The organism is Streptacidiphilus sp. PB12-B1b, from assembly GCF_014084125.1.
Taxonomy (GTDB): Bacteria; Actinomycetota; Actinomycetes; order Streptomycetales; family Streptomycetaceae; genus Streptacidiphilus.
The window spans coordinates 6,994,604-7,006,718 of sequence record NZ_CP048405.1 but is presented as its reverse complement, the minus strand read 5'-3'; the positions used below and the strand labels follow the sequence as shown (position 1 = coordinate 7,006,718).

Here is a 12,115-nt window from a genome sequence, read left to right as displayed (position 1 = left end):
CCGAGATGTCATAGTGTATGCGAGCATGTGCTCTTGGCGGCTCACGCCAAAAGTTAACGGTAGATTCAAGCTCTGTAACGGAGGGTAGTCGATGGCGAACAGGTGTGACTCCTGTGAGAAGGAGCCGACGTTCGGCCGGACTGTCGCGCGTCTGGGCCGTGGAGCCCAGAACCGTCGTATCAAGGGACGTTCTGCGCGTAGGTTCAACCCGAACATCCAGACGTTTCGCACCGTCATCGACGGCACGCCCAAGCGTCTGAAGCTCTGCACTTCTTGCTTGAAGAAGGGTAAGTTTGCCAGGCGCGTTGCAGCCTGATCCCGTGAGCTGCGGGCAGTCGTTGAATGCGAAGGCGACAATGGTCCGGCTCTGTAGCTATTGACAGCCCAGGTTTTCGTGGTTGGCACTAGCGGCAGAGCCGGACTGTTCCATTGGGGCGCCGCCGAGTTCGGCGCACCGGACGCCCCGAGCATGCAGGGTTGTGAGGCGGCCGTCCAGCTGTGGAGACACACCTGGGCGGCCGCCTCTCGCATGCCCGGGTCTCACCGCGTGGCCCAGGCGCGCAGCCGGTGCCCGGCGAAGCCGCCGGCGACGGCGGGCGCGGTGTCCGTCCGGGCGGCCAGGCAGGCGAGATGCTCCCGGTCCGGCCGGATCCCGGTCAGCCGCACCTCGGCCGGGGCCTGCGGCCGGCTCGGCCAGGCGAGCAGCGCGGGCGGCTGCCCGGGCGGCGCCAGCCGCAGCGCCCGCAACGGCGTCCGGAGCCCGACGCCGTAGCACTTGAGCACCGCCTCCTTCTGGGTCCAGGAGCGGACGAACGCCTCGCGCCGCTGCTCGCCCGGGAGTTCGGCCAGGGCCTGCCACTCCTCCGCGCCGAGGACCCTCGGCCCCAGCGCGTCCACGTCGGCCCGGGTGGACAGCGGCTCGACGTCCAGCCCCACCTCGAATCCGTCGCCCAGGGCCACGCCGACCAGCGCGCCGGCATGGGTGATCGAGAGCCCGATCCCGTCCGGCCCCTGGCCCTCGACGCCGACCCGGCCGTGCGGTCCGCCGCAGTTCGGGCAGGAGCGCAGCAGGCGGACATCGCCGGGCGCGAGACCGAGGCACTCGCCCAGTGCCAGCTTGGCCAGGGCGCAGCCGAGCAGGAACGCGGCGCGGCGCTCGGGCCGCAGCGTGGTCTCGTAGCGCGCGCGCTCCACCGGATCGAGCAGGTCCCTGAGCGAGCCGTGCGCGTCGGCCGGGCGGGCCCACCACACCCGCGCGCCGCCGGGCGGCAGGCCGGTCATGCGGCCCGGCCGGGGGCGGGGTGCGTGGTTCCGACATACATGCCGGCTGTCGTCCTTTGCGTTTCGGCTGGAAGGGTGAGCACCGCCCGCGCGGCCGGGAGGTGGGATGATCCCTGCCGATACAGCCTGCTCCGTCGACCGCCGCCGGAATGGGCGGTCTATGATACCCTGGCAGCACCTACATTTGGAAATTGATTGTGACGCATCTGCACCTGGATCCGCAAGAACATTCTGCCGAAAAGCTCCTCCAAGAAGTTGCGAATGCGGTTCGTCTGCAGGAGGGGGCTGTAGGCGTCCGGTCCGTTCTGCGCGCAATCCGGCGGCTTGCTCCGGCCGCCACCAAAGAGATCAGCCGGGCGACGGGTATTCCGGTTCCCATCATCGCCGCCATCAGCAATGAACTCCGCCGCCGCGGCATCCTGACCCGGCAGCGCCCCTCGCAGCTCACCGCCGCCGGGCTGGAGCTGGCCGCGGATCTCGGCATGGACCTCGCCATGGATCCGACCTGCCCGCAGTGCCACGGCCGGGAGGTGACCGTGCCTGCCGCGCTGGACGAGATGGCGGCCCGGATGCAGGCGTTGATGGACGTCGGGCCCTTGGCGGACATGAGCCTTGACCAGTCCAGGTGCACCCCGGAGACCAAGGTGCGCCGGGTGCTCGCGCTGCTGCGCGCGGGCGCGCTGCCCGGTGGATCGCTGCTGCTGGTCGGCGACGACGACCTGGTCTCGCTCGCGGTCGCGGTCGCCGCCGAGGTCCTCGGTGTCCGCCTGGCCCAGCGCATCGCCGTGGTCGACATCTCGCCGGATATCCTCGGTTATGTCGAGGAGGTCTCCGCAAAACACGGATTCGGAATCGAGACGTACCAGCACGACCTCCGGCTGCCGCTGCCCGAGGAATTGTGCCGCCAGTTCGACGTCGCCATGACCGATCCGCCGTACACCGCCGAGGGCGCCCGGGTATTCCTCTCCCGCGCGGTCGAAGGGCTCCGCCCCGGTCCGGCGAACAGTATTTTCTTCTCCTTCGGGCCCAAGAGCCCGGACGAGCTGTATTCCGTGCAGCAGGAGATCCTGGAACTCGGCCTGGTCACCAACGGCTACATCAACAATTTCAACGAATACGAGGGCAGCGGGATCATCGGCGGCTCCGGATTCCTGCAGCACCTGCTCACCACCGGCTCCACCCGCTCGTCCGTCGACGGCTCCTACCAGGGCCCCATGTACACCCGGGACAAGCGGCCGCAGCAGCGCGTGTTCGCGTGCCTCTCCTGCCGGGCGCGGATCGTGGTCGGCCAGGGCGCCCGCTGGCAGTCCGTGGCCGCGCTGCGCGCCGACGGCTGCCCGGAGTGCGGCGGCGGCCCGTTCCGTCCGCGCCAGTTGGTCCCGGAGACCAAGCGGCCGGACGAGCCCCGGCAGCCCGAGGGCCTGGGACAGCCGGACGGTGCGCAGCAGCCGACCGAGGCCGACGAGCACCCGGCGTACGACGTCCCGCTGGACGACGCAGACGACGCCCGGGCGGACGACGACGCCCCGGTGCGGGCGGCCGAAGGGCTGCCCACCGGCTACCGGCCCCGCGAGCTGGACGGCTACCGGATCAGGCCCGCCGAGGAGCGGGATCTGGACGCCATCGCCGCCTTCGAGGTGGAGATCGCCCAGGTCTCCTTCCAGGAGCACGCCGTGGACGACCTGCCGACCCACCGCTCGCGCCTGGCCAAGGCGATGAGCCGGTCCAAGGTCGGCATGTTCGTGGCCTGCCAGGAGTCCGACGACCAGGTCGTCGGCTGGGTGTGGATGAGCGTCAACCGCAACGCCATGACCGGCAACTCGTACGTCAACTTCCGCTCCCTGGCGGTGGCGCCCGGTGAGGACCGGAGCCTGGTGGCCGAGCAGCTGATCAGCGTCGGCCTGCGGTTCGCGCGCGAGCAGCGCCCGACCGAGGTGGTCGGCCGGGTGTACAGCGGCAACCTGCCGATGCGGGCGCTCTACCGCAAGTTCGGCTTCGAGTCGGCCCACATGGCCATGCGGTTGAGGCTGCCGGAGGGCGGCCGCTAGTGCATGCGGGTCGCATCAAGTGTGTGGCGTGGGACCTCGACGGCACCCTGTGGGACGGGGTCGCCGTCGAGTCGCCCCCCGGCACACTGCCGGAGCTGCGCCCACCCGCGCTCGACGCGGTCGACGCACTGACGGCCATGGGCGTGGTCAGCAGCATCGCCAGCCGCACCGATCCCGCGGTGCTGGAGCTGGTCGCGGCCGACCCCCGGCTGGCCGGGCGGTTCCTCGCCCCGCAGGTCGGCTGGTGCGACAAGAGCGTCTCGCTGCGGGCCATCGCCGCCGACCTGGGCATCGGGGTGGAGGCGCTGGCCCTGGTCGACGACAACCCGTACGAGCGGGCCGAGGTGGCGGCGATGCTGCCCGACGCCCAGGTGCTGCGGCCGGACGAGGTCGCGGAGCTGCTGGCGGCGCTGGCCGGGCAGCCGGTGACCGGCGACGCCCGGAACAGGGTCGGCCGCTACCGCGACGAGGAGCAGCGCAGCCGGGCCGGCCGCTCCTTCGACGGGCCCCGCGAGCAGTTCCTGGAATCCTGCCGGATGCGGCTGACGCTCACCCGGGCGCGGCCGGACGACGTCCCACGCTTCGTGGAACTGGCGGCCCGCACCCACCGGTTGAACTCCTCCGGGCTGGAGCTGGACGCCGACCGGGTGCGCGGGCTGCTCGCCGACGGCAGCCATCTGCTGCTGACCGCCCGGCTGGAGGACCGTTTCGGCGACTACGGCCTGATCGGCGCGGCTCTGGTGGAGCGCGGCGCGGCGGCCTGGACCGTCCGGCTGCTGGCCCTGTCCTGCCGGGTGGCCGGGCGCGGGGTGTCCGCGGCCTTCCTGTACGGGGTGATGCGCGAGGCCCGGCGCTGCGGGGCCGGGGAACTGCTGGTGGACTCCGCGCCGACCTCCGCCAACGTCGAGCTGCGGCTGCTGTTCCGGCAGGCGGGGCTGCGCCGGTCGGCCGATCTCTTGCCGGAGCCTGGCGCCCCGTCGTCGTATGCTGCTGTCGAAGCCGAGGGGATCCCTGCCCGCGAGCCGCGGGTGCGCCGACTGGGCCGGTCCCTGCTGGATCCTCTCCCGAATTTCCCGTCCTGGCTGGACGTGGTCGAGCCAGGAAGAGAACTGGATGATGGAGAGTGACCCCACTCTCGCCGCGATCGAGGCCGTGGTGCGCCCGCTGCTCGCCGACGCGCTCGGCCTGGACCCGGGGGCGGTCTCCGCATGGGCGGCGGACACGCCGCTGTTCGGGCCGGTGATCGGCCTCTCCTCGCTGTCCGGCGCCAATCTGCTGGCCGGTATCGAGCGGGAGTACGGCCTGGACGTCGCCGACGGCGATCTCGACCTCGACTCGCTGGAATCCATTGCCACGCTGTGCGCCTACGTGGCCGTGCACCTGCCCCGCTGAGAGTTCCCCGCGGAATTGCCGCCGGGAGCGGCGCGGAATTGCCGGGCGGGAAGCCGGAAGGCCATAGCGGGCCCGGTCGGGTGCGGCCGTTCGGGGGCCGTTGCGCCGAGTATGCCCAGGAACTTTCGCCGCGTCCGCGACTGTCGTCCGCGACTCTCCCCTTTACCCGCGTCCGTTTACCCCGGCCGCCGGTGAGGGGCGCCGTCCGGGCGGACGCCGGTCCGGGCCGTCGAGGCCGCCCGGACGGGCCCGGCGGGGCCTGGCGGGCCGTTCCGGCGGCGCCTCGGCCATGTTCGCCCGGAGCTGTGGGAACGGGTCCGCAGTCACCCGCTGAAGCGGTTCCGGCCAGGCCGCGAGCGTCTCGGTGACCGACGGTTGCGGACGTCCGGGGCAGGCCACGGACGGGTACCAGGCCTCAACTCGCTGGTGCTACACTCCGCAGTGTGACTTAGCAGCTGAGCGGTTCCGTCGGGATGCGATCGGGTACGCCGCTCCTCTTTTGGAGATACTCGATATGGGACGTGGTCGGGCACGGGCCAAGCAGGCGAAGATCGCTCGGGAGCTGAAGTACTCCGCACCGACAGCCGACTTCGCTGCCCTCCAGAAGGAGCTCTCCAGCAGTGGGCCGAGGGTCCCCGCCGAGAGCTTCGCGCAAGCGTCGGACAGCTCTGACGACGGCGGCGATTCCCGCGACCAGGGCGCTGACCGCGATTACTAGCAGGCGATTCCGCCGGACCGAGGGCCGGTCTGCTGTATTCCTCCGGCAATTCCGGGAAGATATCGGGTCGGTCTGCGCGGTCTGAGGACCATGGAATTCCGGGTGCCTGGCGCGGGCGTTTTCGCCTGTCCTTTCACTCCGCCTCTCGTACAGCGAGACAGGCATGACAGCAGAGCGCCGACCGGGACGATACCTGTCCCGGTCGGCGCTCTGCTGTCTGCGGTCGCTGTGTGCGGTCGGGGCGTCGGCTCCGGCCCAAGTCCCCTGCCAGCGGCGCCTGTTGGACGAATGCCGCCAACACGGGGCTTCAGCAGGGAAGTTGGGCCTCTCCGGCCCGGCCCGGCTCGGGGGAGCGGCGACCGCTGCCGCCGCTCCCCCGGGGCTCGGGACGCTAGTCCTGTCCCTCCACCTTGAGGTGGATCACTCCGTAGTCGTAGCCGCGCCGACGGTAGACGACGCTCGGCTGGCCGGTGTCGCTGTCCACGTACAGGAAGAAGTCGTGGCCGACCAGTTCCATCTCGTAGAACGCCTGGTCGAGCCCCATCGGCACGCCGGCGTGGACCTTCTCGCGGACGACCAGCGGGCCGTCGCCCTCCACCTCCACCGAGCCCACCAGCGTGCGCTTGGGCGGCTGCCCGGTCTCCTCCGCCAACGTCGAGCCCAGCGGCTCGGTGAGCGCTGCCGTGCTCTCCGCGACGCTCTTGGGCGCGTGCCTGCCGGTGTGCACACGGCGGCGGTCGGCGGCCTTGCGCAGTTGCGCGTCCAGCTTGGCCGAGGCCAGGTCGAGTGCCGCGTACGGGTCGGGGGCGCACGCCTCGGCCCGGATCACCGGGCCCTTGCTGTGCAGGGTGATCTCCACCCGGTCGGACCGTTCCGCCTGGCGCGGGTTGCGCTCCTTGGAGAGTTCCACATCGAGGCTGATGACCTTGCCGTCGAGCTTCTGGATGCGCTCCAGCTTCTCGGCCACGTGCTTGCGGAACCGCTCGGGCACCTCGGTCTTGCGACCCTTCACGACGATGTCCACGCAGATCTCCGATCCCTTGCGCTGTCGCCGGCGAACCCGCGGGTCCGCACGGCCCATCGAGTACGCAGCACCGCCCGCCCGGGGTGAGCGGGGCCGCCCCTCACACCCCCTCCTCCCCACTGGAAACGGTTGGAACCCCATGAAACAACGGATCCCCCGTTTCCGCCCGTTCTGCGGCGGTCGGAACCCGGACATCCTGGGCAGCTCTGCGTCCAACCCCTCCAACCTCCCGCCGACGCGCGCCGGTGTACAGGCCCTCGACCGGCTCTGCCCCCTTTCGAGTGACGAGCGGCCGAAACCCGCACACTGCCCCTGCCCGGTCCGGGAAGGTGGGGAACCTCTGTGCCGACCCTTGCCCTGACACGGCATCAGTCGCCGTCGGCCGCAGCGGCGTACCGGTGCCGGGCGCGGAGCGGATACGGCTTCTCCGCCGACCGGCGTTTCGGAATTGCTCCGGGGCTCCCGGCACCGCCGGGAAACCCTTCCGAAATGCCGGTCGGGAAACGGGTGGCAGGCGTCGGCCGGGAAGACCTGGGGGCGGTGGAATGCGCGTGCGCGGGAACAGGGAATGCGCTGCCGGGGCCGCTCCGGCGCCGAAAGGAAACGTCCGGACGAAAAAAGGATTCCCCGCGGGCCGTAAAGGCCGGCGGGGAATCCGGGTACGCGCGCTCGGAGCGGGCGGTCAGTGGACCGCGCGGAGCAGCCGGGAGACGTTGATCTTGGTGGGGGAGAGGCCGGTCTCCACGCTCTCCATCATGCGCTCGCCGTTGAGGCGGCCGTAGGCCAGCAGGTCGACGTTGGCCAGGCTGAACTCCGGCCAGGTGTGGATGGACAGGTGCGAGGCCGAGAGCAGCAGGATCGCGGTGACCGCGCCGTTCGGGAAGATGTGGGACGCCTCGCCCAGGATCTTCGCGTTGCCCTTCTCGGCGGCCGTGCGCAGCAGGTCGAGCAGACGGCGCTCGTCCGTGAGGATGCTGGCGTCGCTCACCCATACATCGACGGCGTAGGAGCACAGATCATCGACATTGATATCGGCGGGCTCGGTCTCGGTAGAGTTCATCGTTGATAGCTGGGAAGCGAGGCGCAAAGAACTCCGCCTCCCATCTCCTTCCGGCTGTGGATTTCCGTCCGATGCGCGCGTTCGATGACGCCCTCTAACCGGCATGCATGACGATCGGATCGAACAATTTTACCATGGGCCCGACCGGCCGCCTTCTTTTGCTGCCGGGGCCGAGCTGTTCGGGATCTTTCCGGTCGGTACGCCGGTCGGGGAATGGCCCGGTCGGCAATCGCGCGGTCGATCCGGGCCGTCCGAGTGCCGTCCGAGTGCCGTCTGCGGGCCGTTCGCGGGTCTTCGGCGCGGGCGGACGTCGGGACGGGCACAGCGATGGCTCAAAATTGACCAGGACATGTCTAGACAAGCGGCGGCTCGACGCCATGTGCGATACGTCATAGGCCCGCCCGGCGGATGCCCCTCGTCGAGCGCCCCGACCGTGACGGTGCTGTTGCGGCGGGCGAAGCAGCCGCGGCACGGCTCCACGGGGGCCCGAGGCGGCCGCCCCACGGCCGCAGCGGAAGCTTCTGTACTGCCGCTGAGCACAGTTGATCATGCGTCAGTTTCAACTGCCCGGCGCGCGAGGGCACATGCCCCGCCCTGCAGGCGCTTCGGGACTGTTTCAGGAAGATTGACCCCCGTAACAAGGCTCTCTATCAGACATTCTGAGTCCCGCTCGCCCAAACGGCCTCTGGCACAAGAAAAGTGGCGTAGATCACACGATTCCGCAGCGCGCCCCAGGGGCATCCATGGTGAAGTGTTCCTGCCATTCCGCGGCGGGGTGACAGCCATCCCTGCCGTGAAAACCCCTGCCACATGCGCGTTTTGAGCTACGGAAGGCGACAACCCGAATGAGAATGACCCGCCATCTGGCCGTCACGTCGGTCGCACTGACTCTGGCGTTGACCGTGGCGGGGTGCAGCGGTGGCAGCAGCGGATCCGGCGGCGCGATAGGCAACGGCAACTCGGGCAGCTCCGCGCCCAAGGGCCAGTTGCAGCACGGCGGAACGGTCACCATCGCCGAGGTGGGCGCCTCGCCCAACTTCGTCTTCCCGCTCACCCCGGCGACCAACACCGACGGCTACAACGTCAACCTCACCCAGGGCATGTGGCCCTTCCTGGTCTACTCCGGCGACGGCGCCCAGTCGGTGATCAACCCGCAGGAGAGCCTGACCACCTCCATCGTCTACGGGGACGGCGACAAGCAGGTCACCATCGGCCTGAAGGACTGGAACTGGTCCGACGGACAGCCGATCACCAGCCGGGACTTCACCTTCGTCTACAACCTGCTGAAGGCCAACGCCTCCAACTGGTCCGGCTACGTGCCCGGGCTGTTCCCCGACGACGTGTCCAAGGTGACCGCACCGGACGCCCACACCGTCGTGCTGGACCTCACCAAGGCGTACAACCCGAGCTTCTTCACCGACGACGTGCTCAGCGAGATCCCGCTGCTGCCGCAGCACGCCTGGGACAAGACCTCCACCACCGGCGCCGTCGGCAACGCCGACCAGACCACGGCCGGGGCCAAGGCCGTCTACGCCTTCCTGCAGAAGCAGGGCGGCGACATGACCACCTTCGCCACCAACCCGCTGTGGAAGGTGGTGGACGGCCCCTGGCAGCTGTCGGCGTTCCGCACCGACGGCTACTACAGCTACGTGCCCAACGCGCACTACTCCGGGCCGGACAAGCCGATCGTCTCCAGCGTCGTCGAGACCCCGTTCACCACCGACACCGCCGAGCTGAACGTGCTGCGCTCGGGCACCACCCTGGACGTGGGCGGCCTGCCGCTGAACGACGTCAAGCAGGCCGGGGCGCTGGAGGCGGACGGCTACTCGGTGGCCAGCATCCCGATCCCGGGCGTGGCCGGCATCATCCCCAACCTCTACAACGCCAAGGTCGGGCCGGAGCTCCAGCAGCTCTACGTGCGCCAGGCGCTGGAGGACCTGATCAACCGCCCGCAGATCGTCTCCAAGGTCTACGGCGGCTACGCCGACCCGGGCAACGGACCGGTCCCGCTGACCGCGACCGGGCCCTGGGCCTCGCCGCTGGAGAAGTCCGGCGGGCCCTACCCGTACAACCCGTCCAAGGCCGCCGCGCTGCTGACGGCGCACGGGTGGAAGGTGGTGCCCAACGGCAAGACCGTCTGCCAGTCGCCGGGCACCGGGCCCGCGCAGTGCGGCGCCGGGATCACCGCCGGCGAGCCGCTGACCTTCGAACTGGCCTACTCCTCCGGCAACACCGCCACCGGTGAGCAGGAGGCGGCGATCCAGTCCTCGGAGGCCCAGGAGGGCATCACCGTCAACCTCAAGGCCGAGCCCTTCAACACGCTGATCGGCGCCATGGGCTCGTGCACCGCCGCCTCGCACCCGGCCGCCACCTGCGGCTGGCAGCTGGTGGACTACGGCTACGACCCGTACCCGCTCTACCCGGCCGGGGACGGCTTCTTCAACAGCACCGGCGACAACAACTCCGGCGGCTACGCCAGCCCGGAGATGGACCAGCTGATCAACGCCACCGAGTTCGGCTCGCAGACCTCGGCGTTCTTCGCCTACGAGGACTACACCGCCCAGCAGTTGCCGTGGCTGTGGCTGCCCAACCAGGAGGCCATCCTGGTCTACCGGAAGAACCTGCAGGGCGTCACCCCGCTCAACCCGTTCTCGGGCGGGCTGAACCCGGAAGTCTGGTACTTCACCAAGTGAGCAGCTACCTCCTGCGGCGCGTGGGTCAGGCGGTCGCCGTCGTCATCGGCGTGATGGTCCTGACCTTCGTCATGCTCCACCTGGAGCCCGGGAGCGCGGCCCGGGCCACCCTGGGGGTCAAGGCCACGCCCGGCCGCATCGCCATCTTCAACAGCGTCAACGGGCTCGACCAGCCGCTGTACAAGCAGTTCCTCACCTATGTGCGGCAGGTGTGCGAGGGCGACCTCGGCACCTCGTACTCGCTGCAGCAGCCGGTCTCCACGCTGATCGCCCAGCGGGTGCCCAGGGACGCGGTGCTGGTGGGGATCTCCACGGTGCTGTCGCTGCTGATCGCCCTGCCGCTGGGCATCGGCCAGGCGGTGCGGCGCGGCGGCTTCGCCGACAACGTGCTCACCGCGGTGGCGTTCGTGCTGTATTCCATGCCGGACTTCTTCTTCGCGCTGCTGCTGATCTCGGTCTTCTGCGTGCAGCTGCACCTGCTGCCGCCGGAGGCGCCGCAGGCAGTGTCGGTGGGCGGCATCCTGGCCGACCCGCGCGCCCTGGTGCTGCCGTTGGCGACGATGACGCTGGGCAGCTTCTCCGGCTACAGCCGCTACATGCGCTCCTCGGCGATCGACGCCCTGGCCCAGGACTACATCCGGGTGGTCCGGGCCAAGGGTCTGCCCGAGCGGCTGGTGCTGGCCCGGCACGTGCTGCGCAACTCCATGCTGCCGATCATCACCCTGCTCGGGCTCTCCGCACCGGGGATCGTGGCCGGCGCGGTGATCGCGGAGGAGGTCTTCAACTACCCCGGCATGGGCCTGCTCTTCTTCCAGGCCGCCACCAGCCACGACTACCCGATCCTGCTGGGCTCCACGCTGGTCGTCGGCGTGGCCACGGTCGCCGGGAACCTCGTCGCCGACGTCGTCTACAGCCTCCTCGACCCACGGATCCGCTATGTCAGCTCCTGAACCGGGCACCGGCACCGCCGAGCTGCCCGAACCGCCCGGCCGGGCCGCCGGGACCGGCCGGTCCGAGACCGCCGAGGCGGGCGCGCTCGCCGCGCGCACCGGCTCCGGCCGGCTCATCTGGCAGGCGTTCATCCACAACCGGCTCGCCGTCGCAGGCGCGCTGACGGTCGTCGTGATCGCCCTGTTCTGCTTCCTGGGGCCGCTGTTCTACCACACCGACCAGGTGACCGTCCGGCTCGACCTGGCCGAACTGCCGCCCAGCAGCGCGCATCCGCTGGGCACCGACGCCTCCGGCTACGACGTGCTCGGACGGCTGATGGAGGGCGGGCGGTCGTCGCTGGAGCTGGGCTTCGCGGTGGCCGTCGCCACCACCGTCCTGGGCGCCCTGTACGGGGCGTTCGCCGGGCTGGTCGGCGGCATCGTGGACTCCCTGATGATGCGGGTCATCGACACCTTCCTGGCCGTCCCCGGCCTGGTACTGCTGCTGATCCTGGTGAACCTGTTCACCCCCAACCTGTGGATGATCATCATCCTGCTGTCGCTGCTCTCCTGGATCGGCGTGGCCAGGCTGGTGCGCGGCGAGGTGCTGACCCTGCGCACCCGGGACTTCGTGCTGGCGGCGACCATGATGGGCGCCACCCGCTGGCGCGTGGTGGTCCGGCACCTGCTGCCCAACGCCATCGGCGTGATCATCGTCAGCGCCACCTTCACCGTGGCCGACGCCATCCTCACCCTGTCGACCCTGAGCTTCCTCGGCCTCGGCCTGCCGCCGCCGCACGCCGACTGGGGCACCATGCTCTCGGACGGCCTCAACTACCTCTTCGACGGCTACTGGTGGCTGGTGTACCCGCCCGCGATCATCCTGATCGTGACGGTGGTGGCGTTCAACCTGATCGGTGACGCCGTCCACAACGCCCTGGACGTCCGCCTGAGCAAGAACTGACGGGAA

The 12,115-nt window shown here is 70.1% G+C and carries 11 protein-coding genes; 8 read left to right on the top strand and 3 right to left on the bottom strand.

What is annotated here, in order from left to right:
• Positions 1–91 precede the first annotated feature (91 nt).
• Entirely contained in the window at positions 92–316 is a 225-nt protein-coding gene (gene rpmB / locus GXW83_RS30460) for a 50S ribosomal protein L28 (RefSeq protein ID WP_182446237.1), read from the top strand.
• Between the two features lie 224 nt (positions 317–540).
• Here rpmB and GXW83_RS30455 read toward each other — a convergent pair whose 3' ends face one another.
• On the bottom strand, positions 541–1,281 hold the full coding sequence (locus tag GXW83_RS30455; protein ID WP_182446236.1) for a 4'-phosphopantetheinyl transferase superfamily protein: 741 nt from the start codon (positions 1,279–1,281) through the stop codon (positions 541–543).
• A 482-nt stretch (positions 1,282–1,763) separates the two neighbouring features.
• On the opposite strand from GXW83_RS30455, the gene GXW83_RS30450 reads away from it, so the two are divergent.
• The 4 genes from GXW83_RS30450 (at position 1,764) to GXW83_RS30435 (ending at position 5,439) form a co-directional block, all read left to right on the top strand.
• Positions 1,764–3,329, top strand: a complete 1,566-nt coding sequence (locus tag GXW83_RS30450) for a GNAT family N-acetyltransferase (protein WP_225447340.1) — start codon at positions 1,764–1,766, stop codon at positions 3,327–3,329.
• 23 nt (positions 3,330–3,352) lie between these two features.
• Positions 3,353–4,456 carry an FkbH-like protein gene (locus GXW83_RS30445; protein WP_255431336.1) on the top strand — a complete coding sequence of 368 codons (1,104 nt, stop codon included), beginning with the start codon at positions 3,353–3,355 and terminating at the stop codon, positions 4,454–4,456.
• Positions 4,443–4,721, top strand: coding sequence for an acyl carrier protein (locus GXW83_RS30440; RefSeq protein WP_225447339.1), 279 nt, complete (start codon positions 4,443–4,445; stop codon positions 4,719–4,721). The genes GXW83_RS30445 and GXW83_RS30440 overlap by 14 nt, the downstream gene beginning before the upstream one ends.
• 514 nt (positions 4,722–5,235) lie before the next feature.
• Entirely contained in the window at positions 5,236–5,439 is a 204-nt protein-coding gene (locus GXW83_RS30435; RefSeq protein ID WP_182447657.1) for a DUF3073 family protein, read from the top strand.
• Positions 5,440–5,830: 391 nt separating this feature from the next.
• Here the strand turns inward: GXW83_RS30435 and hpf are convergent, their stop codons facing one another.
• Both hpf and GXW83_RS30425 read right to left on the bottom strand, forming a co-directional pair.
• Entirely contained in the window at positions 5,831–6,463 is a 633-nt protein-coding gene (hpf, locus tag GXW83_RS30430) for a ribosome hibernation-promoting factor, HPF/YfiA family (protein ID WP_225447338.1), read from the bottom strand.
• Between the two features lie 682 nt (positions 6,464–7,145).
• Positions 7,146–7,523 (bottom strand): S-adenosylmethionine decarboxylase family protein, encoded by a 378-nt coding sequence (locus tag GXW83_RS30425; RefSeq protein WP_182446233.1) that lies wholly within the window; start codon positions 7,521–7,523, stop codon positions 7,146–7,148.
• An 851-nt stretch (positions 7,524–8,374) separates the two neighbouring features.
• Here GXW83_RS30425 and GXW83_RS30420 point away from each other — a divergent pair.
• From GXW83_RS30420 to GXW83_RS30410, 3 genes are read left to right on the top strand one after another with little or no spacing between them, the layout of a single operon-like run.
• Entirely contained in the window at positions 8,375–10,216 is a 1,842-nt protein-coding gene (locus GXW83_RS30420) for a peptide ABC transporter substrate-binding protein (RefSeq protein ID WP_225447337.1), read from the top strand.
• The gene (locus GXW83_RS30415; protein ID WP_182446231.1) at positions 10,213–11,166 is read left to right on the top strand and encodes an ABC transporter permease; all 954 of its coding nucleotides are present in this window, start codon (positions 10,213–10,215) and stop codon (positions 11,164–11,166) included. The genes GXW83_RS30420 and GXW83_RS30415 overlap by 4 nt, the downstream gene beginning before the upstream one ends.
• Positions 11,153–12,109 (top strand): ABC transporter permease, encoded by a 957-nt coding sequence (locus GXW83_RS30410; protein ID WP_182446230.1) that lies wholly within the window; start codon positions 11,153–11,155, stop codon positions 12,107–12,109. Before GXW83_RS30415 ends, GXW83_RS30410 begins: the two co-directional genes overlap by 14 nt.
• The last annotated feature ends 6 nt before the right edge of the window (positions 12,110–12,115 follow it).